Here is a 23,389-nt window from a genome sequence, read left to right as displayed (position 1 = left end):
GGAGCGGGGCGGCGGCAGCGGGTTGCGCGGCGGGCTTTTCAGTTGTCCGATTAGCCCGCCGGCGGCTAGGTATTGGGTGACCTGCGCCTATATCTCCTCGGCGCTTTGTCGCTGCTGTTCGACCAGGTTGAGATAATTGCTGATCATGCTTGCCTCACTTGATCCGGATTGAGCTGTCGCCGCGCTCAAGATGCGCCCACGCTGGCTCAGGAAGCAGTTCGTGTTCCGCGTCTTCGCCGGCGGCCATCCGCTTGCGCACCGCTTCGTTGTGCTCTCGGATTTCCTTGAGCTTGGCGGCGATGGCATTCTTGTCCGGCGCGATGCTGGTTTTCACGGCGGTCAACTCGTCGGGCACCGCGTCCTCGTTGTCGACGATGACCTTCTCTTTGCCCAGGGCGAGGGTGATGGTGAACAGAGGCCGCTTGATCGATTTGAGGTTCGCGGCTTCCATGTTTCGGCGCAGGTAGTCGCTGATCTCCGAAACACTGTTGGTCTTGATCCTCTTTAGCTCGGTGAGGCGCTCAATTTCGTTTTCGATCGCGGTTACATCACTTTCAATGTTGCGGCGCAGCATGACGATGTTGTCAGCCTTCACCTCAAACTCGCCTTGGATCTCGTCCATGGCGTGCTGCAGGGCCTCTTTCAGACCCTCGTCATCGGTGTCAGCCATTCCCTGAAGTTCGGCAAGCTTGCCGGTCAGTGCGTAGAGCTGGGTCATGCTGCTGCCTCCGTGCCTTTCTCAAGGCTGGCTTTGCGCTCTTCGAATGCGCGGGTGATGCGAGCGATATGCGTGGGCTCGTTTCGGCGGGTCGCTTCTCGAATGTATTTCACGTTAAGTGTTTTCAATTCGTAGGTTGTTACCGCTTTCCCGATGGTTTCGACTGCCGAGGCGAGCCAGTCGATGCGCTCCTGCTTCTGGCGCATAATTTCGGCATCCTTATCTGCGGCATCCTCAAGGCGCTCTTCATCCTTAAGTTGCTCGACGTAGCCGGCGTCATCAAACATGCCAAGGAATACGTCGGCACTGAAGCCGAGCATCGACAACGACTTTTTGATGGCGTCGGTCAGGGACTTTTTCGGCGCCTCGCCATCGGTGGTGGTGCCGTACTTCGATTTGTAGAGATAGCGAGTGCAGCCGTACTGCTCGATTTCGCCACGCTTGCCATTCAGCTCGAACCAGAAGCGAATCTTGATGGTGTGGTTGAGTTCCCGGCCCAGCACCAGGCGCTTGTCGCCTTCGCCGCTGACCATTTCGGAACCTTCGTCGAAGCGCTCCTCAATAATCGACCAACCGAATCCGATGCCGACCGGGCCAAATATCTCTGTTGCCTTCATGATCATCGCGGTGCCGTTGAGGCTGGTGATCTTCTGGCCGCCCACCTCAGCGGCTTTTGTGTACCGGGTATCAGTCGTGCTGACCTTGTCCCAGATCTGCATGTTCGTGGACACGAGCGAATCCTTGCCGCGCCGAGCGCAGCGATTGAATGCTTTGTTTATTGAGTGATGCGGTCGGCGAGGGCGCTGAGCAACATCAGGAGGGTGAAAACGCCGAGGGAGGTGAACGCACCGCGCCAAATAAGCAGGCGCCGCGCCCACTGGCGACCGGTCACGGCCTAACTCTCACTGCAATCTGTTTGCCCTTCATGCTGGGTGCCAGGCGCTGCGGGAGATTGGCGACCAGGTCCTCGCGCTTACGGCCGATCACCTCATTGAAGGGAAGGCCAAAACCGAGAATGGCGATCTTGTGTTCGATGTCCTCGAGCTGCTCTTCAATCAGCGATTTAACCGGTGCCGTACTCATGCCGCCTCCTTCCGCTGCTGACAGATGTCGCGCAGCCGCTTGCAGTAGTGGTTGAACTCGTCGATGGAGATAGCGCCGTCGGTGAAGAGGCGGGTGATTAGCCCCTGTACCAGCAAGCTGATGTCTTCTTCGCCGGCAGGCACTGACACGCCATCGAGCGCTTGGTCGATCAGGATGTGCGGGCTCAAAAGCCGCACTCCCTTTCAACGTGGTCACTGTCCCGTTTGGCATCCCGATACTCGTTGGCGTGTACTGCTACCAAGTCACTCGCCAACGACCGAACGATCTGCGGATCTCCGCCGACGGCCTCAACGGCCCATTCGTGCAAAATTCCACCATCACCGCGCCTGATCAGCTCGATCAAAATCTTCTCGATGTAGCGATCAGGATCCGGGGTCGCGGCCATGTAGTCCGTCAGGGCTTCCGGCAGGTGGTCAGCGTTGACCAAAACTTTGCTTCGGCCCACCGGGTTTGGTGCCTCGATGTGGCGTCGGCACAGCAGATCGTCGACTGATTCAGTCAGCCATTCCTGACCAGCTTCTGTGTCGAGAAAGTCGTCTTCCGGGATGAGCTTGCGTAGAGCTGACATGGTCGCCTCCAGAGTGGCGGGGTGTTGATCCAACAAAACTCGGATGCACTCATCCGCTCCGCTGGTTGCCGTTGGGCGCGGAGGGGAGTGCATTCGGGTGGTGTCGGGCAGTGACTAACTTTCCGTGATTGCGTCTACAGGCCACACAATGGAAAAGTGATAAGGAAGTTACGTGCTACGGAAGCTCATTTTGATGTTGGCCATTTCACAGTTGAGTGGCTGCGCCTGGCTTGGCGCAGTTACCAATCCGAATAGCTCATATGACTGCTATGACGGTGTTGAGGGTGAATACGACCTTTGGATGTTTCTCGGCCCGCTTGTGTTCATCGACTTACCATTCACTTTCGTGGCTGATACTGCGTCACTCCCTTTTTGCTGGTACTGATCACCGCAAACGCTGGCATGAATGCAACCATTAAAAAGGATGTTACGTGTTTCGAAGGGCGATTGTTTTGGCGCTACTTGCCAATGTCAGTGGGTGTGCGGCGACCGCTATGCGGATGGATTACGACGAGCGCCGGTGCCCCTATATCGGTGTGCGGTTTGATTGGTGGGCGGTGGGCGCATCCAAAGGAAAATTAATTCCATTTTTGCTGATCGATGCGCCGTTTTCTTTGGTCGTCGACACCGTCTTTTTCCCCTTCGAGTATCAATACAGCTGCAACCTTTGAGCTGTTATCAGGCGTCCGCATCGGGGTGTGATCTTGCAGGTGCCAATCCCTGCATCGATCCGAGTTCATTCCTCCGGATCTCGCTGGATGGAAGCTGTGCTGCTTGGCGGCAGGATTCAGATCACACCCCGGTGCGCTCTCATAGAGAGGATCGGGCAGTTAACGACAGGCTGTCGTGGTGCTGGTTGGTCAGTCGTCGAACCCGTAAGAGAAATCGCCTTCCTCGCAGTCGATCAGCAGAACGGCTTCGCCAAAGTAAAGCGAAGCCAGGATGCGCTCCCACTTCGTTTGAATTTTCATTTTTACCGAGACCTTCTTCTCGTCGAGCTGGGCGCTGTATACCTTCCCGAATTCGACTTTCGGTCTCCAGTGGTCGCCGGTTTCGCGCTCGCCTTCAACCATCACATGGAGATTGTGCTTAAGGCTGTAGTCGCTACGGCGCTCATTGCTAAGGCTGTAACGATTCCCGCCTTCTGGCTGCGGGTCGAAGTAGATGTGATAGAACTTGTGGGAGTGGCTGTCGTCCTCGGTAAAACGGATTTCCGGGGCGCTCCATCGCTCGTCCGCAGCCTCTTCTTTGTGCTCATCAATGAATGCTTCGAGCAAATCCTTCAGCGAGATCTCACCCGTGAGCAGACCTCCGCCGGTCAAAACCTCAGTGATGGATGCATCGGCCTGCTTCATGATTGCCGACTCCATACCCGCTGCCTCCCAGCGCTCCCGCAAAGCATTGGCGATCAGCGCGTTGTAGCGCTGAAGTTCAAACATGTCGGTGACATTGGCCGGAAAGGCTTCCTTCACGGCCGTTTTTATTGATTCGCCGATGGTGCCGTAAGATCTGAAAGCATCTTCGACGATGCTTTTGAACATCTTGTCGATGCCCTCATCGATCAGCTCGCGAGGGCGATCAGAGAGGGCGTAGGTGCTGACACGCTCGGCGAGCAGCGCTTGAAGTGTTTGTTCGCTCATTTGATGCTCCGTGCTTGATCGGTTGTTTTCCCAATGCACCCGTCACCAGGTGCATCAGTGAAACTTTCCGTGTTGCTGTCCGCCCCATGCTCGGCGCCGCGGTTTCCCCACCTGGCCGGCGTCACACATTTCGCATTCGGTGTTCTTCGCCGGCTGGCTTGCATGGTTTGGCGTTCTCCCATATGGGGAGTCCGGCAGGTTCCAGAGCCTGCATGGAGATCGAAGTTTGTGTTTCGCGCTGTTCCCGTTTCCGGGGATCGATCCGCGAAGATTTCTGACTGTTAAAGAGCGACGGGTCTGTTGAGGCCCTTCGCAGTAACTGTGTGTCGCTGCGATGAATGAACATTACCAATGGCATTATTAGCTGTCAATGCCATTGGTAATAATATTTGCCGATGGCAATAAAAAGCCCGCACTAGGCGGGCTGATTTGATGGATGATTTAGGCGTTATGCGACTCTATCTTCCCACCATTCGATTGTTTGATTGGCCAATGCGTCAGTCGATACGGCTTCGATGACGTCAACACCAGCCTTGCTGGCCCGATCCATCTGGCGAAAGGCCGTGTCATGGACCTTCCGAAATTCCTCTGCGGACATACCGCTATCAGAACTAGGCATAAGTACCGAAATAGAGCCTTTTCGATCTGAGTTGCTGGTGATGAGCAGAATGTCCGAGGCTGCTTGCAGGATGTTGTGCTCAACCACCAACGGACTCTTGTACCACGCTGAGACAATCGTGCCGGCGGCATCACTGCTAAGCAGTGGAACGTCTACTTCGATGCGGTTCGCAGACCCCTTCATTTTTAAGCTGAATTTTCCCTGCTGAATGATGCGGGATGCTTTTAGCCTCATTTTCTCTTCCATTATTCTCAGCACTCCGTCCCGTAGCTTGGGTGTGGAGTGATAGCGGAAGTGGTCACGCCTGGCTCCAAATTTTGGGCGGGCGAGGGTCACTACGTCATTGAAGAACTCATCAACGACGCTTTCTGCCGTGGCGCCAGATGCAAATAGGGCCTCGCCCAGTCGCACATCGTGTCCGATAAAGTCAGGGAGATTTCCGCCATAACTCAGCAGGGTGGCCTCTACGTCTTGAAGGTAATGAACCAAATCGTTTTGATCGATTCGACCATCATATAAGCAAGCCAGGCGTTGGAATGTATCGAGCATGCGAATCTCGACTTGCGCGCCATGCTGGAAGGCAACCCCGACATTAAGGAATTCCCCTGCATCAGGATCAAGGCACATGCTTATGCTTCTCCAGGAGCCACGCACGAGCTCCTGGCGGGGGGCACCGCCTATGCGACTTCTGAGCTTTTCGGAGATATTCATGATATTCCCAGCATTCCAAGTTCCTTGGAGTATCGGTCATTATCCAGACGCGCGGCAATGAAGTCGACCACCTGGGCTGACCCCTCGTCGCCTAGAAAGCTCGATAACATTTCCGTTGTTTTTTCTGCTCCACCGTCCCGAAAAGCCACAGAGAACGAATTGTACGCGATCAGCCTAGCGCTTCGAACAGGTAGATTCTGACTCCACTGAGGGACATAAAGATCGATTATTTCCATCAGCCTATTTGGGCATTTTCTTGCCCCGCTCAGCTTGGCTGGAGTCCAGTCAGGCCAGACAAATAGCCTTCCGTGATCTATCAGAGTGTACGATCCGCTAGACGCCCACAGCAGGTTCCCGAGGTGCCTATCAGAGTTCTGAAGCCATGCATCAAAAGACAAAATTGCCGGGATAGACTTGTTCTTGGATAGCTGCGCTACGAGTCTCTTTGCTCGACGCTCCTTCATGAAATCAGGAAAACCATCCACGTGCTTTTGCACAAGATTGGGATACGTCGTGTCTTGCGAGAACCACGCCAAATAGCTTTTCTGTGGGCCCGAGGGAGAAATAAAGTCGAGCGCGCGCTGAACTCTCTCAGGAATTTGGTCGCGGTCCAGCTCAATAACCCCCGCATTCTTAGCCACCGGCAGACCTACGATGCCGGCCAGCGCATACCCGATTGCCTCGCTTACGATTTCAGATGACTCAAACTCGTAGGTGCCCGGCCTTTCCCAAACCTTATCTGGGATCGGCTTTACGTAGCAGTGCAAAGACTCGTCACCGACCCGAATCTTTGCGCGAAATAATGGGTTAAGCCCTGTCTTAACTGGGTCACGCAATTGACCGCCGAAGCAGTCGCTATTCAGAAACTGGATCATGTTGAGTCAGCTTTTTCCTTAAACGCTGATGAGGCGATTCTGTTTTGGTGGTGGCCTTGATCGAGAATCGAGTGGCAATAGCCTCTAGGAGCAGAACATCTTGCTCACTAAGTAATCCAGAATCTGCGGCCTCGGCAATCCGCTCAAGCGCCAATCTAGACCTTGGGCTTGCGGCCAAGGCCAGGGCCCTTGCTTTATCGCCAGCCCCAGCAAGATCGCGATCAGACACAGAATAATCTTCGCTACTCACGAGAGGGGCGCGAACAGATCCACTTTGGTGCTGATCGACGGATGCTGCCATTTGAGAAATCTCTTTGGCGAGACGCTCACTAAAGTCGCGAACATCGACCTTCAATATGTTCGCGAATGACGCGGCAATCGAAGGATTAAGCGGGTTCACGCCATTTAAATAGTGGCTGACAGAGCTTTGATTGATTTCTAAGGCGTGAGCCAGCTTCTCCTGGGTCAGGCCAAGCTCATTTTTCTTTCTATTGAACAGCGCCTTCAGCCGAAGGCACTCTTCCTTTTTATCTTGCGGTAGGGGTTTCTTGCTCATCCCTGAATCGTATTCCCATCGGTAATATAGCTACAAATGCCAATGGCATTTACTTTTAAAAATGCCATAGGTAATATCTCCGCATGAAGAACCACGGAGATCACTCCTATGAATCGAATTCACATCACTGATTTTGCCCGCTGGCTTGGGCAGAGCGAGGCAGCCGCTCTACTGGGGATGACGCAGGGCGCCATCAGTAAAGCCATTCGTATTGGTCGTGACATCTACGTCACCCCTCACCCGAATGGGATTTGTACAGCAGAAGAGGTGAGGGCTTTTCCTTCTCAGAATCAGCGCCTCGCCAGCTAGGCGACATCCCTGTCCGCCGATCCATTGAAGCCATCTTGACCGCAACCGACCCAAGGAAAAACTAGACGATGAAGCCGTCAGTGCTAGAAACCCGCAGAGCCGCAGTGATTGCTGCCGCCAACGCCATCTCGGGCGGCCTTCCTTGCGCCGCTGCCTTTCTTGGCGAGGAAGACTTCAAGCGTTTCAAGAACCGGATTTATGAGTCTGCGGGGGTTAAGCGGTTGACTGATGACGAAGTCTGCGTTCTCGAAACCCAAGCAAAAACCACCTTTCTGCCCGATTACATCTGCGGAATGTATGGCGGTGTGTTCGTGAAGATCCCGGAAGCGGGGGAGCTGGACAACGTTGATCTGTATCAGCGCTCGCTGGCTGCATCCGCACAGCGCGGCGCTCTTGATCAGATGGTGGCTTCCGCCTTGGAAGACGGTGAGATCAATTCGGACGAAGCCAAGAAGATTCGCGCCCTACACGCCAAATACATGTCGGCGAGCCTTGAGGCTGTCGGCGCAGTAATCGAGTTGCACAAGGTTCGCGGCTGAATCGCGAGCACAAAAAAGCCGGGTTCACGGCCCGGCTCATTGCTACATCTGCGAGGCAATAATGAATACACAGAATGCTTACGTCAATACCCCCAACAATGTCGCGACACGTTTTTCGAATTCTGAAAACGTGTCGCGCACCGTTATGTCCTCTCGCGAGATCGCCAACGTCACCGGCAAACGTCACAACAACGTAAAGCGGGACATTGCGGCAATGCTGAAAGAACTTAAATTAGATGTGCTCAGTTTTGAGCACATCTATCTGGACGGCCAAAACCGCGAGCAGGTTGAGTACATGCTCGATCGCGAGCACACGGACTGCCTACTAACCGGCTACAGCGCGCCGATGCGCATGAAGGTTATTCGCCGCTGGCGAGAGCTGGAGCAGCAGCAGGGCGCCCGCGAACAGGTTCTGCTGAACGGCACAAAGGTCGTCGGCGAGATCGCGATCATGGAGTGCTTCACGCGCCTGCTGAAGCCTGCACCATCCTGCCAGATGGCCATGCTCACGAAAATCGCCCAGAACAACGGCCTAGACCCGAAGTTTCTCCCAGGCTACGCCATCGATGCCGCACCAGATGCTGCTGGTGGTTTCTCCATGCCTACCAAGTCGGCCACGGCCTTACTGAAGGACACCGCAATCCGTTATGCGCCGGCTGCATTCAACCGCGCCTTGGCGGCGAAGGGGTTTCTGAAGCAGCTTCAGCGCAAAAACTCCAAGCAGGAAACCGTGGACTTCTGGTCGGTTACCGAAAAAGGAATGGCCTTTGGCAAGAACCTGACCAGCCCACAATCGCCCCGTGAGACGCAGCCGCACTGGTATGTCGATCGTTTCGTCGAACTGGCCACGCTGGTATTGGCAGGGAAGGCCTGACATGCAATTCACCGTCACGATCAATCAGGTGAAGGCGCTGGAGTGGGGGCTGAATTCTCAGCAGGCCCTGCTGTTCGCCTTTGTCTACGGCTGCCCGAGCTGGACCAAGCCAATCAAGACTGACGACGGGATCTTCTTCGCTCTGAGCAAGGCCAAAATTACTGAGGAGCTGCCGCTGCTCACGGATAAGCCAGACACTGCTTACCGCATGCTGAAGGCTCTGGAAGAAGCCGGTTTGATTGAGCTTTCCAGTACATCGAACATCACTCTTTTCCGTCTGACCGAGAAGGCGATCGAGTGGAACCAGAAGCTGGACGGGTCGGAAAAATATCCGACCCCACCAAAGAACGAAGGTCGGAAAAAAATCCGATCTACCTCGGACAAAAATCCGATCAAGGTCGGAAAAAAATCCGAGGAAGGGTCGGAAAAATCTCCGACAAATCAGGATACCAATCATCAGGGTACTAATCAGGATACCAGTCAGGACTTGCAGGGTCGCCCGGACAAGCCGGCCCGCAATCTGGTGCTGGTGGTTGATCGAACCGATGCGCCACGGGTTGAAATCCCTGCCGACATGCCAGGCCCGAAAGACCAGTCCTGCAAAACCTTCAAAGTCTGGGCGAACTACGCCATGGCCTACCGCAAGCGTTACAACACCTGGCCGGTGTGGAACGCCAAGGTCGGTGGACAGCTTGGTCAACTCGTCGACCGCCTTGGCGCCGATGTCGCTCACCACGTCGCTGCCCACTTCCTGAAAACCGCTGATGCCGCCGTGCTGCGGAAGTGCCACAGCCTCAACGAACTACTGGCCAATGCCGAGAGCTACCACACCCAGTGGGTGACTGGTCAGCGCATCAACGGCACGACTGCCCGCCAGATGGAACGCACTGAAGCGAACGTCTCCGCCGCCGAACAGGCTGCGCAAATGGTCTTGGCCAAGCGCCAAGCGGGAGAGCGGAATGAATACCTCTGAAATGAACGATGCGCAGGTCGCTGGGTTGGCTGCCGCGATCTGCGCCACTGGCGAGGCCATGGGTCAGGAAATGAATCCAGGCACTGCGGCGATGATGGCTGAAGACCTTTGCTGCTACTCGGTCCCCGCAGTGAAGTCCGCGCTGAAGGCCTGCCGCTTCGAGGTGAAGGGCAAGCTGGCGATGGCGGACATCCTTCAGCGAGTACAGGCCTCCGATGGCCGACCGGGAAAAGACGAAGCCTGGGCGATCGCCATGACCGCGAACGACGAATTCGAAACCGTGGTGCTGACCAACGAGATCCAACTCGCGCTTGCTGCCGCAAAACCGATTCTCGACGCCGGCGACAAGGTGGGCGCGCGCATGGCGTTCATCAGCGCCTACGAGCGACTGGTCGGCCAAGCGCGCGAGGACACCAAGCAGGTGAACTGGCACGTCTCGGTGGGGTTCGACGCGAACCGTCGTACTCAGGCGATCACCAAGGCTGTGCAGATGCAGAGAATCCCACAGGAAAGCGCTCAGCAGTACTTGGCCGACTTGAGTGTTTCGCCGGTCACTGAGGATGGCAGGGCGGTCGTGGCGTTGCTCACCGGCGAAGTCGCGCGTCCATCGCCGAAGCTTCGGGCAAAGCTCGAAGCAGTGAAAGTTTCGATGCTCGCCATGCGCAGAGCGTCGGCAGAGGAAAAAAAAGAACTGCGAATTCAAGCGGCCAACGAACTGGCTGATCGCCGGGCGCTGCTGATCCAGCAGGCCAATCAATTGGAAGCCAGGAGGGCGGCTCAATGACCATCAACAAACAAAAACTCCAAGCACTGCTCTGGGCCGAAGCCGCCTCTTGGAGTTCTGATTGCGGTGATTGGAAGCGCAACACCGAGGCGCTGCAAGATTTCCTAGGGGAGAAGACCGTCGAGGAAGTGGCGCTGGAGCTGCTGGCTGAGAACGAACGACTGACAAAGCAACTTGAGGAGTTGATCGGCGGATTGGCTAGCAAGGTGGCAAGCCATGGCTGACAAAATCAGCGTCAATTGTCAGGCCAAGCTTTCCGAAGCCATTACCAAGCTGAGTGCAATGTACCGTGACAAGAAGTTCGTGGTGGTGTCGCTACGCCCGGGGAAGGATCGCACGCTCGACCAGAACGCCTTGTGGTTCGGAATGTACAAACGCATTTCCGAGATGACTCAGATTGGCGATGAAGCCGATGCCCGCCGGTACTGCAAGCTGCACTTCGGTGTTCAGATCCTGCTGAACGAGGATGCAGGGTTTCAGACGGAGTGGTATCGGGTTATGCGGCACCTGCCGTACGAAATGAAGCTGACCATGATGGGCGGCTGCAAGCTGTTCGGTCCCGACGGATTCCCAGTGACCAGCCTGTTCAACCGCGCCCAGGGCATCCAGTACACCGACCGCATCGCCACCTACTTCACTTGTCATGGCGTGGTATTCACTGACCTGCTGAGCAAGGAGGCCGCATGAAGCGCACTGAACTGAGGCGCACAACGCCGCTTAGCTCTGGCGGTATCCAATCGCGGGAGAGGCGCAAGAAGCGCTGCAAAGTATGCGAAGTCATGTTCACGCCTGTCCGCAACTTCCAGACAGTGTGCGGGGAGATCGCTTGCGCCATAGCCCACGCTCCAGCCAATCAAGTGAGGGCGCGTAAGGCGCTGGCCGACCTCGAGCGCAGCGAAATCAAAGTCCGCAAGGAGAAGCTGAAGAGCCGCGCCGAGCATCTGCGCGAAGCTCAGACGGCATTCAACGAGTGGATTCGCCTCCGTGATGGCGATCGCCCATGCGTGAGCTGTGGTCGCCACCATGAAGGCCAATACCACGCTGGTCATTACCGCTCTGTGGGAGCGAACCCAGAGTTGCGCTTCGAACCGCTGAATGTCTGGAAACAATGCGCCCCATGCAACACGCACCTGTCCGGCAATTTGGTTAATTACCGGATCGCGCTCGAGCAGATCATCGGCGCCGAAACAGTCGCATGGCTCGAAGGGCCTCATCCGGCCCGCAAGTACACCGTTGAAGAAATCAAAACCATCAAAGCCGAATACCGGGCAAAGACAAGAGAATTGAAGAGGGCGGCAGCATGAAAATTCATTCCACGCGTCAGGCTTGGCACGATTGTAATTATAACCCGGCCCCGGGTCAGACTTCGGACGCCGCCGAGCTGGGCGTAGTTGTGCAAAGCACTGAACGCGGCCCTACGGCCAACTCCGCAATACACGGTGCGTTGGCTGGCCACATCCAGTCAGCGATTGCGCGACTCCACTTCCAGCTTCGAGCCTTCGGCAATGCCATGTATGCGGCTGAGCCGACAGATGATGATCGGGAGGAGGCCGAAGCTGCGGTTTTCAATCTTGCATGTTCGCGAGCAATACGCATGACCGCCAGCAAGCGGGAGCGGGCCGAGTACGTTGCCAAGGGCGTGTTTCGACGCTACCGCTACATGCATCAGGGTGGACAATCTGCCAATGCTGATCCGCTGATTAAGCCGGAATTTTTTCGAGCCTGGGTGAAAGGGGAGTACGACATTGAGCTTCCGTCGGCGGCGTGGGGGCGAGATTGGGAGCCGTTCGTGCAGCTCTGCTTCGACGCCTGCTACGACATCGATGCCCGAGCATTGAGTCCGATTGGTGGAGTGATCTACAAGATTAAAGAGGCCGCTTAATCAGATCAGATAAGGTCAAAAAACATTTAATTGACTTCCCGCACGGCTGAAGGCATCATTTTGCCATAGTTAGCATTTTGCCTACGGCAACTAACGCTGAAAATTTAAATAACCCGGCCGTCGCGCCGGGTTTTTTATTGCCCACCGTTCGTCCAATGTTCGGCACTCGCGCCATGTTGTGTTCTCTCACCTTCAAGCGTGGACATCCTGCGCGCCAGTGGAGAGCCACAATGGACATCGACGAGAACGCCCCAGGCAATATTTCGCAGCAGGACGTGACGCGCACGACCGACGACGAAGCCGGTCACGACCCAAAGCGTGATGATCAGGTTCCGCTGCCGGCGGACGATGAAGCGCCGCTTGAGGAAGATATGACGGATCTGGATGCTGCCGATTCGGTAGCGGGCGAGCACCCCGCGCCGTAGCGTTCGACCTTTGCCAGAACCCGGCCACCGAGCCGGTTTTTTTTTGTCCGCCGGAATGCAAAAAGCCCCGACAAGTTCTGGGCTTTTTTATGCACGGAGAAAAAGAGAGGGCGACCGCAATGATTGCGCCCTGTGGGCGCCGGTCTACGGTCACCTGCGTGTTGGCCTTCAGAATTGAGCTGCGCCTTGAACTTGTCACGCTCGGTGATGACAGCCTGCATGATGGATCGGATGGCCGGGTCCTCAATGCGCATCAGGTACTCGTGACTTGCCAACGTCTTTCGCCGTTTGGGCGTCGGCGGCCCGGCGTAGGCCGCCCAGGCTTCGATGAGCACTCGGTATTCGGCGGACTGGGCATTGTGAGGCGTGGGCATAATTTGTGAAGTCTGCTTGGTTGACGCCCAGTTCGGGCGCCACCACTTTTTCCACATGTTGTTCGAACGTTTCCATGTTCATTCCCTTGCGGTTAGATGCGTACCACGAAACAGTGGCCGGCCCGTGCCGACCACTGGGCTCTTGAGACATGGCGATGCGTATCAGACCGCCGTCAGATGCATGAAACCACCGGAGAAGCGCCCGCTTTCCGGGACGAAACACAGCACGCGCTGCCCTTTGTCCAGGCGTCCGGACTCAAGCAGCTCGTGGATCATGATGTAGATCGACGCCGAGCCAGTGTTGCCACGCTGGGACAGGTTGGTGAACCAGCGCTCCTGGGGAATCGCCAATTCGGTGTTTTCCAGGCACTCGACAATCGGTTTGCGGAAGTATTCCGATGACATGTGCGGCAGGAACCAGTCGATGGCCTCGGGCGACAGGTTGTACTTGATCATCACCTCCTTGAGCGGCTTGCCGAGGGTGTACTTCACCACGTTCTCGTTCAGCAGCCGCACATCTTGCTTGATTGCGAAAATCGAGCGCGACGCCCATTGCTCAGAGGGCAACCGCATCCAGCCGGTCAAGCTGTCGTCCTCGGCCTTTTCCGCGCCCGCGTACATGCAGGTCGGCAATTCGTTAGCGTAGGAAAAGATGTCTATCCAGTCGATACGTAACGACAGGCTGCCGGCCCGTGGTTGGTTCTCCAGCAGGAAGGCCCCGGCCCCGTCGGATAGCATCCAGCGCAGGAAGTCTTTATCGAAGGCGATTTCTGGGCGGGCCGCCATCTGCGCCACCAGCGCTTCGTTTTCCGCATCGAAATTGCGCGCATGCAGCACCGGCGAAACCACCTCCGAAGCTGTGGCCACTGCATTGCGGCTGGCTCCCGCAAGCACCGACAGGTAGGCATATTTCAGCGCGGTGAGGCCAGCCAGGCAGATGCCGGCGGTGGACACCACCTCACAAGGTTTGTTGCCCAATTCGCCATGCACCATCACGCCATGGTTGGGCATCAGTTGGTCCGGCAAGGTGGTGCCGGTGGACAGGCATTCCATGGAGTCCAGGGTAAAATCGTCGCCCACCAGGCCCTTGATCGCCTCGGCGGTTATTTGCGCGTTAGTGAAACGGGGAACACCAGTCTCCGGGTCCAGCACATAATAGCGTTGCTTGATTCCGTTATTACGTAACACCACCTGCCGAGACCGTGAAGGTCGCCCGCCCACATACCCGAGAATGTTCTCCATCGTATCGTTATCGACCGCCTCTCCCGGCATATAAGTGGATGTTTTCGTAATATAGACAAACGATTTACTCATGATTATTTCACTCTTTAGATTCAAAATTTAGTTGCGAACCGGACGGCTGTTCGTAATAACGCTGCAACTCATTGAGGCGCGTCCGGATAAATGGATGAAGCAAGCGGCGTAACACAAGTGAAATAGGCAGGACGGTCATGATGACCAACAATAGATAGACGATGAATAAGCACAGCAAGAGTCGCCGTAGCCATTGTCCATACTTGCCAAAACGGCAAATTATTCCCGACCAGAACTTGAAGCCTCTATAAGCCGCTCGCTCGCTGAGTATCAGCCCAGGATTGACGGTCGCCGCCCCCAGTCCAGCCAGCATCGGCCCTTCGGCTTTCTCTTTATTGGCATACAGGGCGGCATTCAATGCCCGCCCGAAACGTGCAGTGCCTTGGACATCCTGGGCGCTAATCCCGGCCTTGGGCAGGCCGAGGAATGACTCGCGGTTGCCGGTGAACATCCAGCGCGGTGTGGTAATCAGTGTGGCGAAGGTATTGGCCCGGTCGGTTAGCACCACGTTGTCGCGCAACTGCGCGCCGGCCTCATCCAGTAGACGCTTGACCGCCTCCTGGGCCATCAGCCACATGTTGCGGCAGGCGATCACCGTGACCACCGGGCGCCCGGCCAGCAGACGCTTGCCTTCCGCGCTCTTGAGAAATGCGGTGATCAGCGGTGATGGCGACAGATACCAGACCTGATACGCTAGGATCACCAAGTCGAAGGGCTGAGTGTGATTCGTATACACCGGTTCGATGGCCGGCGGGCTGAGCTGCACGGTCTCGGGAAACACGTCGAAAAATTTGCCCACCGGCCAAGGAAATGGATAGGCGACCCGGGGCTTGAGCACCACTTCATGTACCTTAACCTCCTGTGTCGAACGTAGAGGCGAGATTAGACTTTCGACCACTTCGCTCAACTGACCGCTTTGCGAATAACGAATCACAAGAACATGTTTCATAAGTGCAGGGACCTTTTGCTTTTCAACTACACAAACACGCCAGAGATTCGAGTGGCAGTTCTGTAGAGCGAGATGCACCACCCCGGATAGCTTGTTGGGGTAATGGCACACCAAGTTTTTAACGTCTGATTTTTATTCGGGACGAGCGAATGCAGTACGTCACTAGTGGCGTACGCAATAGGAGAGGGGCGTCAACTTGCAGATAGCCGCGGAGGCTGTCTGGCGAAAGTCGATATACGAGTGGGCGGGATTGTTCTGGTAGGCTTTTGCGCGGTTCAACTGCGGCTCATCCGTGATCTTGTACATCATGCAACTCCTGGTTCTAGCTCGGGCAGACTGGATTCCTTCCAGTTCTTCACAGACGAACTCTAGATACTTATTGTGGCCTGTCAAATAACTGCGGCGAATTTTATCGCGTGCCCTCGATTCAGTGGCGCGAATACACGATGGCGCTGTTGGGCCAGGACGTGGTGTAACTCCCATGTTCTGCAGGTGTCCCGGATTGTGTAACCGTAATTTCTGTTCAACTTCGCTCGCATTCAAAGGAAGGGAGAAGGCCGAGAGCAGTAAGGCGAAGATTTCGATTTCTTCATTTATCTGTCCATAGAACGCTAAAAATTCGCAGTGGTTAAACCTCGCGCGCTGCGATTGCGCACCTATTCATGGCCTCGACATTGATGGAGGTCTTTTCGTTTTTGGCTCCGCCACCCATTGCTCCGAGCTGGGAGTGCAGCGGACGCCGATTTATTCAATCATGCACCCACGGAGTCGAGCGCATGGAGTTATTGCAGCGCCTGCTCGACAAGATCGACAGGCTGGAATTGCTGATCGCAGGACTGATCGGCGCTGTCGTCGCAAGTTGGTGGCACAAAGACGACCTAACCGACTGGCGCGCTTGGCTGTTTTTTCTGACCACCGGGTTGGCGTGCGCCATGTACCTCACTGGGATGGTGACCGCATACCTCGGCGTGACTGAGCCAAACATCGTCATCGGTATCGGCTTCCTGCTCGGCACCTTCGGTGGCTCGCTGCTGGCGGCCATCAACCGCGCCATCAAAGCCGCTGACCTCTGGGCGCTTATCCGCCAGCGGTTCGGGGGAGGCAATCCACCATGAATTTTGAACTGATCAACTCCATCGCCTGCGGCTTGATTGCGTTGTGGGCGACCTGGTGCGTTCTGAGCGGGCGAGTGCGCGACGGTATCCTCGGCAAGCTGATCTATTCGGCGATCGCCATTGGTGGTTTTGTCGTGATGAGTCGTAACCAGAACATCTTCATGATGGGGCCGACCACCGCCGGGATTACGTTGCACGTATCGCTCGCGCTCGCAGGCCTGCGCCACATCTTCATGGTTATCTGGTGGCAGCGGGTGAAAGCCTGGCTCTGTCGCACGATGAACTGCGAGCACTGCTTGAGCTGCGATCGCCAGACGGGACCGGACAAGCCTGGAGAGGCTCCGGCGAGGAAACTCCCGTGAGCGGCCTTATCCGGTTGATCCCGGTCTGGATGTGGGTGGTTTTGGCTGCTCTCGGATCTATCGGTTACCTAGCGATTCGGCTGGACAGCGTGAAGGCGGATCGAGCAGCCATCACGACAGAGCGCGACATTGCCAATGCGCGAGTGACCTCGATTACAAACACGCTGCGCCTTCAGCGCGAAATCACCGACGACATCAATCGAGTCTCCGACGATGCGAAAGCCAAGTCTGAACACGTTACGGCTGCCGTTGCTCTTGCTGACGGCCGCGCTCGCAGCCTGCAGCAGCAAATCACCGACCTCATTGCCAAGCGACAGTCTTGTACTGCCGAGGTTGCCAGCGGAAGCAAGGCAAGAGCCGACCTTACCGTTCTGCTCGCCGACTTGCGTCGAAGCGCTGACGAAACAGCGGGAAGACTGGCAGAAGCGCTTGACCGAAGCCGAATAGCTGGGTTTGCGTGTGAGGCTGCATACGCGGCCGCGCAAAAGAACAGGTAGGTCGCGACACGTTTCGCGAATCAGCAAATTGTGTCGCGTCAAATGAAAGACGTTAGCCGGTTTGCCGCTTACGTCAGGCTCTTTGCCTTTTCAGCGTAACGGCGAGCATGGCTGTCGACACTATTCCAGGCAATATAAAGATGTACGTGAGTGCGGGAAGGTCGCGCATATAGTAAGCGAGAAATATGCCCCAGATCATGGCAGCCACAGCACCCAATGCGAGCGATCGAGGGTTGCGCACGTTTGGTGAGGCTGCCATCGCGAGAGCATATATTTTCCATGCTGACCATATTGCAAGCAACGAAATGATGAAGGCGGCTATACCTCCCAGCACGACTAGAGGGGGATCTTGGTCGACAAAAAAGAGCGGAATGAACAAACCCACGATGCCAGCTGCGAAGAGGAGGGTAATTGGCAAAAGCCCGACAAGCGCTCCGATTGTCAGCGCGATGCGCAATTTTGTAAGGTTTTCCATTTTCCACCTTTTTCTGTAGCGCCATTTGTGCGGACTTAATACCGGCAAAAAATTGCTATTTCAAGCATCAGAGAATCCTATGACGACCAAGCAACCCGACTGGGAGGCGATCGAACGAGCCTACCGGGCCGGTCTGCTTTCCCTGCGCGCCATCGCCGCTGAACACGGGGTGGCGCACAACACGATCATGAAGCGCGCCGAGAAGGAAGGCTGGCAGCGTGACCTGACCAATAAGGTTAGAAGCGCTGTAAAGGACAAGGTGACCAGAGCGGTGACCACGGATGGTGACCACGAGAAGCTGGTCACTGATGCGGAGATCATTGAGGAGGCATCAGATCAAGCCGCGGCTGTGGTGCTTGCCCACCGATCCGGCTTGGCCCAATGGCGAGGCATTGCGAGCAAGCTCAGCACGTTTCTCTCCAGCGTAACGGTCACGGATGATAACCACGGCGACTTCGCTCGCTCACTCAACGCCGGCGTCGACGCTCAGCTCAAGGTCATCAAGGGCGAGCGCCAAGCATTCAACCTCGACACGGAAGAGGGCGATAAAACAGTCGACACCCTGGCCGCGATGATGGACGAACTATCGAAGGACGCCTGACATGAAGCCCGAGTACATGAAGCTGCTCCGGGACAAGCGATGGCGGTTGAACAATCTCTACTTCATCACCGACAAGCAGGGGAAGAAGACCCGCTTCCGGATGACGGACGAGCAGATTGAGTACTTCGATGGGATGCACACCCGCAACATCATCCTTAAGGCTCGGCAGCTCGGCTTCACCACTGAGTGCTGCATCATCCAGCTCGACGCCGCACTGTTCGAGTCGGCCAAGTGCGCGCTGATCGCCCACACCCTGAACGACGCCAAGCGCCTGTTCCGGGAGAAGGTGAAGTACGCCTACGACAACCTGCCGAAGGAGATCCGCGCTGCAAACCCGGCGAGCAACGACGCCGCCGGTGAGCTGGTATTCAGCAAAGGCGGCTCGCTCTACGTCAGCACCTCGTTCCGGGGCGGCACGCTGCGTTATCTGCACGTCTCCGAGTTCGGGAAGATCTGCGCCAAGTTTCCGCACAAGGCGCGCGAGATCGTCACCGGTGCCTTTGAGGCTGTGGCCACTGACTGTTTCGTCACCATCGAATCAACGGCGGAAGGCCGGGCCGGCTACTTCTTTGATTATTCGCAGACCGCCGAGAAACAACTGCTGTCTGGCACGCCGCTGGGCAAGCTGGATTGGAAGTTCTTCTTCTTCAGTTGGTGGAAGAACAAGGCCTACTGGCTCGACCCGACCGACGCGGTGATCCCGCAGCGCCTGACCGACTACTTCAACGAGTTGTTCGCCAAGCACGGCATCGACACCAACCCCGGCCAGCGCGCCTGGTACGCCGCCAAGGAGAAGACCCTCGGCGACGACATGAAGCGGGAATACCCGTCTCTGCCTGCCGAGGCTTTCCAGCAGTCGATCGAGGGCGCGTATTACGCCCAGCAGTTCAATAAGTTGTACGCCAGTCAGCGCATCGGCTTGCTACCGAACAACGACCACCTGCCGGTGATGACCATCTGGGACATCGGCGTCAGCGACTCCACGGCCATCTGGTTCGTGCGTCAGGTCGGCGAGCAGTACCACATCATCGATTACTACGAGAATTCCGGCGAAGGCCTGCGGCATTACATGAAGGTGCTCAAGGACAAGGGCTACACCTACTCCGAGCACTGGGGGCCGCATGACATCGACAACCGTGAGTTCGGTAGCGATGCCAAGACTCGTCGCGAGATCGCCCGCGAGGGTTACGAAATCGACGGCGAGAAATACAGTATGACGTTCCAGGTCGTCCCCAAAATTGGCATCAACGACGGCATTGAACAGGCTCGCGAGATCCTCGCCAGTTGCGCCTTCGATGAGGCCAAGTGCGAAGAGGGCATCAGCTGTCTCGAAAACTACCGAAAGGAGTGGGACGACAAGCGCGGCTGTTGGAAGAACAACCCGCTCCATGACTGGACCTCTCACGGCTCCGACGCCTTTCGGTACTTCGCTGTCGCCAAGAGCGCGCGGAAGCCGGCCACCTTTATCAAAATGGGATACGCCCGATGAGCAACGACGTTTCCTTCAAGCGGGCGGACTACATCGAAGTGCTGGATCGCTGGGCGACCGTGCGCGATGTCTGCGCCGGCCAGCACCGCGTGGTCGACCGACTGCCGTACATCAATGCCCACGACAAGTCGCCGGAAAACACCGACCGCAACAAGGCCTACCGCGAGCGAGCCGTGTTCAAGAATGCGACCGGGCATACACGCAATGGCTTGCTCGGCCTCGCGTTTCACAAAGACCCGACGCTGACAACGCCGAAGAAACTGGAGTACTTGCAGGACAACGCCAATGGATCGGGAGTGAGCATTTACCAGCACTCCCAAGGAACACTGGAAAAGGTTCTTGAGGCTGGTCGCCACGGCCTATACGTCGACTACCACCAAGATGAAGGCGCCGGCGGGCACTCAGTTATCCTCTCGTACTGCGCTGAGGACATCATCAATTGGCGCACCGGCATGGTGAACGGCCACAACGTGCTGACCTTGGTCGTGCTACGAGAGATGCCAGAGGTTGAGGACGGGTTCGGCTTCAAGGTTGTCGAGCAGTTCCGAGAGCTTGCGCTTGAGCCTGAAGGATTTGTATGCCGTGTCTGGCGCCGCTCTGGCCCACGGGGTGGTGGGCCACTGGAGGTCACGGACACATTCACTCCGGAGGGCGTTACCGGACGGCTGAAAGAGATTCCGTTCACCTTCGTCGGTGCGCAGAACAACGATCCGACTATCGACGAGTCGCCGCTATACGACATTGCCATGATCAATCTAGGCCATTACCGGAACAGTGCTGACTACGAAGACAGTGTCTTCTGGTGTGGCCAGGCTCAGCCTTGGATTTCCGGGCTGACCGAGCAGTGGGTGAAGTTGCTGGAAGAAAAGGGCGTGTACGTCGGCTCCCGGGCGCCAATGCTGCTTCCTGTCGGTGGCGCTTTTGGCTATGCGCAGCCGCTCCCGAACACGTTGGTCAAAGAGGCCATGGCCGACAAGAACCAGATGATGATCGAACTGGGCGCTCGCATGGTGGTGGCTTCGCTGGCCACCAAGACCGCGACCGAGTCGCGCGGCGATCAGTCAGCATCGACATCGGTGCTCGCCGGCTGCGTGGCCAACGTCAGTGAGGCGTACACCCGAGCGATCATGTGGTGCGGTCAGTACATGGGAATCTCCGACAAGGTCGCTTATCAGATCAATCAAGAGTTCGTTGAGCTGACCGCCGATCCGCAGATGATCACAGCCTTGGTTGGCTTGTGGCAGAACGGCGGCTTCGCTAAAGCAGACCTGCGTGCCTACCTGCGCAAACTGGGCCTGATCGCGCCGGAGCGAACCGACAAGCAGATTGACGGCGAGCTGGAGGAGCAGGGCGTTGGTCTGGGCCTGGACGACGAGGATAAATTAGATGGCGGCAAATCAAGCAATCCTTGACGCCACGATTCGGCATGCGGTTTTTCTCGAAAAGCTGAAGGCAGGAGAGGTCGGCAAGTTCGCGCCTTTCCTCAAAGAGATTGACCGCTCGATCCGCGAGCGGCTTACACAGTCGGATCTGACCGAGTACAACGTCAAGCGTCTGGAGGCGCTGCTGAAGGAGGTCGATAGCCTGCTGCTGGGCATCTTCGACCGCTACAGCGCGCAGTTGAATCTCGACCTGATCGACATCGCCAACTACGAGGCTGAATTTGAGGCGTCGAGCCTGGCCCGGTCTGCACCAGTTGGCGTCTCGTTGGATGTGGTCGCGCCAACGGCAGCGGCTATTCGCACTGCGGTGCTGACCAATCCCCTTAGTGTGCGCGGCACCGGTGGCGGCAAGCTGCTGAAGTCGTTCATCAAGGGTTGGACCAGTGCAGAGCGCGAGCGCGTCACCGGCACGATCCGACAGGGCTTCTTTGAGGGGCAGACGAACTTCCAGATCATTCGCAACATCCGAGGTACAAAGTCTGCCGGCTACAAGGACGGTATTCTCGCCACCACCAACCGCAATGCCAGCACAGTCGTACACACCGCGATTCAGCATGTGTCGTCTCAGGCGCGCATGGAAGTGGCCAAGGGCAACACCGACATCGTGTCTGAAGTCGAGATGGTCGCTACGCTGGACAGCAAGACCAGCCAGCAATGTCGGTCGATGGATAAGCGACGGTTTCCGGTCGACTCCGGGCCGCGACCACCGTTTCACCCAAATTGCCGCACGACGTTCGTCCTACTAACCAAGCTCAGCGAGATGTTCGCCAAGGACGCTACCCGAGCTTCCGTAGGAGCTAGTGGAGCGGGGCAGGTCAGTGCGAGCCTCGATTATTACCACTGGCTTCAGCAGCAGCCTGCTTCGTTCCAGGATGTGGCTATCGGTTCGGTCCGGGCCAAGCTATTCCGGGAGGGCGGGCTGAGCATCGAGCGATTCTCCGAGTTGCAACTTGATCGCAATTTTTCACCTCTGACCCTCGCACAAATGCGAGCGCTTGAGCCGCTGGCGTTTGAAAAAGCCAAGCTGTAGATTGCCCGGCTCATCAGTCCGGAGCGTCTAACATGGTTGAAAATCTGAATATTTTCGAAAGAGCAGAATTGGCTGCGATCTTTAGGTGCGTCATGGCCAATCCGGATGATGCAGCTCTATGCAAGGCTAAACACGAAGAGCTTAAGGTTTTGACCGATAGGGCAGTACGCGAAGGTCGGCTTGAAAAGAACATATACAACGCGATGTTGACGGCGTTCATTCACAACACCTGGATGTTTAGCAAAGGCAAGGAGCTGAAAAGCATAGAAGTAGCTGAGCCGCGTTATCCGTTTGGCCCGGACGAAGTGAAGATTTGGCAGCTGGAGGATGACCTCGGGCTCTAGTAATACCTTACACATTATTTTTAGAAACCCGCTTCGGCGGGTTTTTTTATGCCTGTAAAGCGGGCAAACAAACCCAAGGGGTGCATCAACGTGGCAGAAGAAAACGAAATCGACCTGGAAAACCCGGCAATCAAGGCCGCTATCGCGACTGCCGTTGACGCCTCCGTCGCTGGGTTAAAGGGCAAGAACTCCGAACTGCACGGCAAGCTGAAAGACGCGACCACGAAGCTGAGCCAGTTCGAAACCCAGTTTGAAGGCATCGATATCGACGCCGTCAAAGGTCTGCTCAGTCGCGCAGGCCAAGACGAAGAAACCAAGCTGCTGACAGAGGGCAAGGTGGACGAAGTCTTCAATCGCCGAACCGAACGCCTGCGCGCAGATACCGACAAGCAATTGAAGGCAATCACTACGCGTGCCGAGAAGGCTGAGGCGTTTGCTGCCAAGTTCCAGGGCAAGGTCCTGGGCGACTCGGTGCGCGGCGCAGCGCTGAAAGCCGGCGCGCTACCTGAAGCAACCGACGACATCATCCTGCGCGCCAAAGGCGTGTTTTCACTGAACGAAGAGGGCGAAGCGGTCGCTGTCGATGAGTCTGGCCAGACCATCCTCGGCAAAGATGGCAAGACCCCTCTGACCCCGCTCGAATGGGCGGAGTCACTGCGCGAAAGCGCGCCTCACCTGTGGCCAAGGGCTTCAGGGACACAAGCCCCGGGCGGGGGTGGCGGCCAGGCTGCATTCAAGCGCTCCGAAATGACCTCCGAGCAAAAGCGCGATTACCAGCGCAAGCACGGCCAAACCGCATATCTGCAATTGCCCAAGTAAG

At 56.6% G+C, this 23,389-nt stretch carries 32 protein-coding genes and 1 pseudogene; 20 read left to right on the top strand and 13 right to left on the bottom strand.

Annotated features, from left to right (window positions below; all coding sequences use genetic code 11):
* Positions 1-154 precede the first annotated feature (154 nt).
* The 5 genes from ACP7BN_RS01670 to ACP7BN_RS01650 all read right to left on the bottom strand — a co-directional run bounded on the left by ACP7BN_RS01670 (position 155) and on the right by ACP7BN_RS01650 (position 2,390).
* Positions 155-718 carry a siphovirus Gp157 family protein gene (locus ACP7BN_RS01670; RefSeq protein WP_426201081.1) on the bottom strand — a complete coding sequence of 188 codons (564 nt, stop codon included), beginning with the start codon at positions 716-718 and terminating at the stop codon, positions 155-157.
* Complete coding sequence (locus ACP7BN_RS01665; protein WP_426201080.1) at positions 715-1,449, bottom strand: hypothetical protein; 735 nt, start codon at positions 1,447-1,449, stop codon at positions 715-717. The genes ACP7BN_RS01670 and ACP7BN_RS01665 overlap by 4 nt, the downstream gene beginning before the upstream one ends.
* Before the next feature lie 157 nt (positions 1,450-1,606).
* A complete protein-coding gene (locus ACP7BN_RS01660; protein WP_426201078.1) occupies positions 1,607-1,801 on the bottom strand; it encodes a hypothetical protein in 195 nt (64 codons plus the stop codon).
* Positions 1,798-1,989 carry a hypothetical protein gene (locus ACP7BN_RS01655; RefSeq protein WP_426201076.1) on the bottom strand — a complete coding sequence of 64 codons (192 nt, stop codon included), beginning with the start codon at positions 1,987-1,989 and terminating at the stop codon, positions 1,798-1,800. The genes ACP7BN_RS01660 and ACP7BN_RS01655 overlap by 4 nt, the downstream gene beginning before the upstream one ends.
* On the bottom strand, positions 1,986-2,390 hold the full coding sequence (locus ACP7BN_RS01650) for a hypothetical protein (protein ID WP_426201074.1): 405 nt from the start codon (positions 2,388-2,390) through the stop codon (positions 1,986-1,988). The genes ACP7BN_RS01655 and ACP7BN_RS01650 overlap by 4 nt, the downstream gene beginning before the upstream one ends.
* A gap of 431 nt (positions 2,391-2,821) precedes the next feature.
* Between ACP7BN_RS01650 and ACP7BN_RS01645 the strand changes: the two genes are divergently transcribed.
* Positions 2,822-3,061, top strand: a complete 240-nt coding sequence (locus tag ACP7BN_RS01645) for a YceK/YidQ family lipoprotein (RefSeq protein ID WP_426201072.1) — start codon at positions 2,822-2,824, stop codon at positions 3,059-3,061.
* Positions 3,062-3,250: 189 nt separating this feature from the next.
* Here the strand turns inward: ACP7BN_RS01645 and ACP7BN_RS01640 are convergent, their stop codons facing one another.
* The 4 genes from ACP7BN_RS01640 to ACP7BN_RS01625 all read right to left on the bottom strand — a co-directional run bounded on the left by ACP7BN_RS01640 (position 3,251) and on the right by ACP7BN_RS01625 (position 6,791).
* A complete protein-coding gene (locus ACP7BN_RS01640; protein ID WP_426201070.1) occupies positions 3,251-4,030 on the bottom strand; it encodes a hypothetical protein in 780 nt (259 codons plus the stop codon).
* A 448-nt stretch (positions 4,031-4,478) separates the two neighbouring features.
* Positions 4,479-5,360, bottom strand: a complete 882-nt coding sequence (locus tag ACP7BN_RS01635; protein WP_426201068.1) for a hypothetical protein — start codon at positions 5,358-5,360, stop codon at positions 4,479-4,481.
* A complete protein-coding gene (locus tag ACP7BN_RS01630; protein WP_426201067.1) occupies positions 5,357-6,235 on the bottom strand; it encodes a hypothetical protein in 879 nt (292 codons plus the stop codon). Before ACP7BN_RS01630 ends, ACP7BN_RS01635 begins: the two co-directional genes overlap by 4 nt.
* A complete protein-coding gene (locus ACP7BN_RS01625; RefSeq protein WP_426201066.1) occupies positions 6,216-6,791 on the bottom strand; it encodes a helix-turn-helix domain-containing protein in 576 nt (191 codons plus the stop codon). Before ACP7BN_RS01625 ends, ACP7BN_RS01630 begins: the two co-directional genes overlap by 20 nt.
* Positions 6,792-6,899: 108 nt before the next feature.
* Between ACP7BN_RS01625 and ACP7BN_RS01620 the strand changes: the two genes are divergently transcribed.
* From ACP7BN_RS01620 to ACP7BN_RS01575, 10 genes are all read left to right on the top strand, one after another.
* A complete protein-coding gene (locus tag ACP7BN_RS01620) occupies positions 6,900-7,100 on the top strand; it encodes a Cro/CI family transcriptional regulator (protein ID WP_032877429.1) in 201 nt (66 codons plus the stop codon).
* Positions 7,101-7,168: 68 nt separating this feature from the next.
* On the top strand, positions 7,169-7,639 hold the full coding sequence (locus tag ACP7BN_RS01615; RefSeq protein WP_426201065.1) for a YmfL family putative regulatory protein: 471 nt from the start codon (positions 7,169-7,171) through the stop codon (positions 7,637-7,639).
* 145 nt (positions 7,640-7,784) lie between these two features.
* Positions 7,785-8,513, top strand: a complete 729-nt coding sequence (locus ACP7BN_RS01610) for a Rha family transcriptional regulator (protein WP_426201567.1) — start codon at positions 7,785-7,787, stop codon at positions 8,511-8,513.
* 1 nt (position 8,514) lies between these two features.
* A complete protein-coding gene (locus ACP7BN_RS01605) occupies positions 8,515-9,486 on the top strand; it encodes a phage replication protein (RefSeq protein ID WP_426201064.1) in 972 nt (323 codons plus the stop codon).
* Complete coding sequence (locus tag ACP7BN_RS01600) at positions 9,473-10,270, top strand: hypothetical protein (protein ID WP_426201062.1); 798 nt, start codon at positions 9,473-9,475, stop codon at positions 10,268-10,270. Before ACP7BN_RS01605 ends, ACP7BN_RS01600 begins: the two co-directional genes overlap by 14 nt.
* Positions 10,267-10,494 carry a hypothetical protein gene (locus ACP7BN_RS01595; RefSeq protein WP_426201060.1) on the top strand — a complete coding sequence of 76 codons (228 nt, stop codon included), beginning with the start codon at positions 10,267-10,269 and terminating at the stop codon, positions 10,492-10,494. The genes ACP7BN_RS01600 and ACP7BN_RS01595 overlap by 4 nt, the downstream gene beginning before the upstream one ends.
* Positions 10,487-10,957, top strand: coding sequence for a hypothetical protein (locus tag ACP7BN_RS01590; protein WP_426201059.1), 471 nt, complete (start codon positions 10,487-10,489; stop codon positions 10,955-10,957). Before ACP7BN_RS01595 ends, ACP7BN_RS01590 begins: the two co-directional genes overlap by 8 nt.
* Entirely contained in the window at positions 10,954-11,574 is a 621-nt protein-coding gene (locus ACP7BN_RS01585) for a recombination protein NinG (RefSeq protein ID WP_426201057.1), read from the top strand. Before ACP7BN_RS01590 ends, ACP7BN_RS01585 begins: the two co-directional genes overlap by 4 nt.
* On the top strand, positions 11,571-12,152 hold the full coding sequence (locus ACP7BN_RS01580) for a hypothetical protein (RefSeq protein ID WP_426201056.1): 582 nt from the start codon (positions 11,571-11,573) through the stop codon (positions 12,150-12,152). Before ACP7BN_RS01585 ends, ACP7BN_RS01580 begins: the two co-directional genes overlap by 4 nt.
* Before the next feature lie 230 nt (positions 12,153-12,382).
* Positions 12,383-12,577, top strand: a complete 195-nt coding sequence (locus ACP7BN_RS01575) for a hypothetical protein (RefSeq protein ID WP_426201565.1) — start codon at positions 12,383-12,385, stop codon at positions 12,575-12,577.
* Between the two features lie 218 nt (positions 12,578-12,795).
* Here ACP7BN_RS01575 and gmtX read toward each other — a convergent pair.
* The 3 genes and pseudogenes from gmtX to darA all read right to left on the bottom strand — a co-directional run.
* Positions 12,796-12,951, bottom strand: a pseudogene (gene gmtX, locus ACP7BN_RS01570) (gamma-mobile-trio protein GmtX); the annotation flags it as partial.
* A 162-nt stretch (positions 12,952-13,113) separates the two neighbouring features.
* On the bottom strand, positions 13,114-14,265 hold the full coding sequence (gene darB / locus ACP7BN_RS01565) for a beta-ketoacyl synthase DarB (protein ID WP_426201054.1): 1,152 nt from the start codon (positions 14,263-14,265) through the stop codon (positions 13,114-13,116).
* A gap of 7 nt (positions 14,266-14,272) precedes the next feature.
* A complete protein-coding gene (gene darA, locus ACP7BN_RS01560; RefSeq protein WP_426201053.1) occupies positions 14,273-15,214 on the bottom strand; it encodes a 2-hexyl, 5-propylresorcinol biosynthesis aromatase DarA in 942 nt (313 codons plus the stop codon).
* A gap of 776 nt (positions 15,215-15,990) precedes the next feature.
* Between darA and ACP7BN_RS01555 the strand changes: the two genes are divergently transcribed.
* Genes ACP7BN_RS01555 through ACP7BN_RS01545 form a run of 3 tightly spaced genes read left to right on the top strand, consistent with a single transcriptional unit; the run spans position 15,991 to position 17,188 of the window.
* Positions 15,991-16,329, top strand: coding sequence for an MFS transporter (locus ACP7BN_RS01555; protein WP_426201052.1), 339 nt, complete (start codon positions 15,991-15,993; stop codon positions 16,327-16,329).
* Positions 16,326-16,691, top strand: coding sequence for a hypothetical protein (locus ACP7BN_RS01550; protein WP_426201051.1), 366 nt, complete (start codon positions 16,326-16,328; stop codon positions 16,689-16,691). Before ACP7BN_RS01555 ends, ACP7BN_RS01550 begins: the two co-directional genes overlap by 4 nt.
* Positions 16,688-17,188, top strand: a complete 501-nt coding sequence (locus ACP7BN_RS01545) for a DUF2514 family protein (RefSeq protein WP_426201050.1) — start codon at positions 16,688-16,690, stop codon at positions 17,186-17,188. Before ACP7BN_RS01550 ends, ACP7BN_RS01545 begins: the two co-directional genes overlap by 4 nt.
* A 73-nt stretch (positions 17,189-17,261) precedes the next feature.
* Here ACP7BN_RS01545 and ACP7BN_RS01540 read toward each other — a convergent pair whose 3' ends face one another.
* Positions 17,262-17,663: a hypothetical protein gene (locus ACP7BN_RS01540; protein ID WP_426201048.1), complete on the bottom strand. Its 402-nt coding sequence runs from the start codon at positions 17,661-17,663 to the stop codon at positions 17,262-17,264.
* Positions 17,664-17,742: 79 nt separating this feature from the next.
* Here ACP7BN_RS01540 and ACP7BN_RS01535 point away from each other — a divergent pair, with 79 nt between their 5' ends.
* The 6 genes from ACP7BN_RS01535 (at position 17,743) to ACP7BN_RS01510 (ending at position 23,388) form a co-directional block, all read left to right on the top strand.
* Positions 17,743-18,264 (top strand): hypothetical protein, encoded by a 522-nt coding sequence (locus ACP7BN_RS01535; protein ID WP_426201047.1) that lies wholly within the window; start codon positions 17,743-17,745, stop codon positions 18,262-18,264.
* A gap of 1 nt (position 18,265) precedes the next feature.
* Complete coding sequence (locus ACP7BN_RS01530) at positions 18,266-19,753, top strand: terminase (protein WP_426201046.1); 1,488 nt, start codon at positions 18,266-18,268, stop codon at positions 19,751-19,753.
* The gene (locus ACP7BN_RS01525; RefSeq protein ID WP_426201045.1) at positions 19,750-21,165 is read left to right on the top strand and encodes a DUF4055 domain-containing protein; all 1,416 of its coding nucleotides are present in this window, start codon (positions 19,750-19,752) and stop codon (positions 21,163-21,165) included. Before ACP7BN_RS01530 ends, ACP7BN_RS01525 begins: the two co-directional genes overlap by 4 nt.
* Positions 21,140-22,225: a minor capsid protein gene (locus ACP7BN_RS01520; RefSeq protein WP_426201044.1), complete on the top strand. Its 1,086-nt coding sequence runs from the start codon at positions 21,140-21,142 to the stop codon at positions 22,223-22,225. The genes ACP7BN_RS01525 and ACP7BN_RS01520 overlap by 26 nt, the downstream gene beginning before the upstream one ends.
* 32 nt (positions 22,226-22,257) lie before the next feature.
* On the top strand, positions 22,258-22,569 hold the full coding sequence (locus tag ACP7BN_RS01515; protein ID WP_426201043.1) for a hypothetical protein: 312 nt from the start codon (positions 22,258-22,260) through the stop codon (positions 22,567-22,569).
* 90 nt (positions 22,570-22,659) lie between these two features.
* A complete protein-coding gene (locus tag ACP7BN_RS01510) occupies positions 22,660-23,388 on the top strand; it encodes a hypothetical protein (RefSeq protein WP_426201042.1) in 729 nt (242 codons plus the stop codon).
* Position 23,389: the final 1 nt, after the last annotated feature.

Origin of the sequence: Pseudomonas sp. TWP3-1, from assembly GCF_049896625.1 — a bacterium.
In the GTDB taxonomy this organism is placed as follows: domain Bacteria; phylum Pseudomonadota; class Gammaproteobacteria; order Pseudomonadales; family Pseudomonadaceae; genus Aquipseudomonas.
This window is presented reverse-complemented; position numbering and strand designations above follow the sequence as displayed.

What these genes read in the sequence shown, in the direction of transcription:
- ACP7BN_RS01670 (WP_426201081.1), bottom strand. Translation starts at nt 718, where the DNA reads ATGACCCAGCTCTACGCACTGACCGGCAAGCTTGCCGAACTTCAGGGA.
- ACP7BN_RS01660 (WP_426201078.1), bottom strand. Translation starts at nt 1,801, where the DNA reads ATGAGTACGGCACCGGTTAAATCGCTGATTGAAGAGCAGCTCGAGGAC.
- ACP7BN_RS01650 (WP_426201074.1), bottom strand. Translation starts at nt 2,390, where the DNA reads ATGTCAGCTCTACGCAAGCTCATCCCGGAAGACGACTTTCTCGACACA.
- ACP7BN_RS01640 (WP_426201070.1), bottom strand. Translation starts at nt 4,030, where the DNA reads ATGAGCGAACAAACACTTCAAGCGCTGCTCGCCGAGCGTGTCAGCACC.
- ACP7BN_RS01635 (WP_426201068.1), bottom strand. Translation starts at nt 5,360, where the DNA reads ATGAATATCTCCGAAAAGCTCAGAAGTCGCATAGGCGGTGCCCCCCGC.
- ACP7BN_RS01630 (WP_426201067.1), bottom strand. Translation starts at nt 6,235, where the DNA reads ATGATCCAGTTTCTGAATAGCGACTGCTTCGGCGGTCAATTGCGTGAC.
- ACP7BN_RS01625 (WP_426201066.1), bottom strand. Translation starts at nt 6,791, where the DNA reads ATGAGCAAGAAACCCCTACCGCAAGATAAAAAGGAAGAGTGCCTTCGG.
- ACP7BN_RS01620 (WP_032877429.1), top strand. Translation starts at nt 6,900, where the DNA reads ATGAATCGAATTCACATCACTGATTTTGCCCGCTGGCTTGGGCAGAGC.
- ACP7BN_RS01615 (WP_426201065.1), top strand. Translation starts at nt 7,169, where the DNA reads ATGAAGCCGTCAGTGCTAGAAACCCGCAGAGCCGCAGTGATTGCTGCC.
- ACP7BN_RS01610 (WP_426201567.1), top strand. Translation starts at nt 7,785, where the DNA reads ATGTCCTCTCGCGAGATCGCCAACGTCACCGGCAAACGTCACAACAAC.
- ACP7BN_RS01605 (WP_426201064.1), top strand. Translation starts at nt 8,515, where the DNA reads ATGCAATTCACCGTCACGATCAATCAGGTGAAGGCGCTGGAGTGGGGG.
- ACP7BN_RS01600 (WP_426201062.1), top strand. Translation starts at nt 9,473, where the DNA reads ATGAATACCTCTGAAATGAACGATGCGCAGGTCGCTGGGTTGGCTGCC.
- ACP7BN_RS01595 (WP_426201060.1), top strand. Translation starts at nt 10,267, where the DNA reads ATGACCATCAACAAACAAAAACTCCAAGCACTGCTCTGGGCCGAAGCC.
- ACP7BN_RS01590 (WP_426201059.1), top strand. Translation starts at nt 10,487, where the DNA reads ATGGCTGACAAAATCAGCGTCAATTGTCAGGCCAAGCTTTCCGAAGCC.
- ACP7BN_RS01585 (WP_426201057.1), top strand. Translation starts at nt 10,954, where the DNA reads ATGAAGCGCACTGAACTGAGGCGCACAACGCCGCTTAGCTCTGGCGGT.
- ACP7BN_RS01580 (WP_426201056.1), top strand. Translation starts at nt 11,571, where the DNA reads ATGAAAATTCATTCCACGCGTCAGGCTTGGCACGATTGTAATTATAAC.
- ACP7BN_RS01575 (WP_426201565.1), top strand. Translation starts at nt 12,383, where the DNA reads ATGGACATCGACGAGAACGCCCCAGGCAATATTTCGCAGCAGGACGTG.
- darB (WP_426201054.1), bottom strand. Translation starts at nt 14,265, where the DNA reads ATGAGTAAATCGTTTGTCTATATTACGAAAACATCCACTTATATGCCG.
- darA (WP_426201053.1), bottom strand. Translation starts at nt 15,214, where the DNA reads ATGAAACATGTTCTTGTGATTCGTTATTCGCAAAGCGGTCAGTTGAGC.
- ACP7BN_RS01555 (WP_426201052.1), top strand. Translation starts at nt 15,991, where the DNA reads ATGGAGTTATTGCAGCGCCTGCTCGACAAGATCGACAGGCTGGAATTG.
- ACP7BN_RS01550 (WP_426201051.1), top strand. Translation starts at nt 16,326, where the DNA reads ATGAATTTTGAACTGATCAACTCCATCGCCTGCGGCTTGATTGCGTTG.
- ACP7BN_RS01540 (WP_426201048.1), bottom strand. Translation starts at nt 17,663, where the DNA reads ATGGAAAACCTTACAAAATTGCGCATCGCGCTGACAATCGGAGCGCTT.
- ACP7BN_RS01535 (WP_426201047.1), top strand. Translation starts at nt 17,743, where the DNA reads ATGACGACCAAGCAACCCGACTGGGAGGCGATCGAACGAGCCTACCGG.
- ACP7BN_RS01530 (WP_426201046.1), top strand. Translation starts at nt 18,266, where the DNA reads ATGAAGCCCGAGTACATGAAGCTGCTCCGGGACAAGCGATGGCGGTTG.
- ACP7BN_RS01525 (WP_426201045.1), top strand. Translation starts at nt 19,750, where the DNA reads ATGAGCAACGACGTTTCCTTCAAGCGGGCGGACTACATCGAAGTGCTG.
- ACP7BN_RS01520 (WP_426201044.1), top strand. Translation starts at nt 21,140, where the DNA reads ATGGCGGCAAATCAAGCAATCCTTGACGCCACGATTCGGCATGCGGTT.
- ACP7BN_RS01515 (WP_426201043.1), top strand. Translation starts at nt 22,258, where the DNA reads ATGGTTGAAAATCTGAATATTTTCGAAAGAGCAGAATTGGCTGCGATC.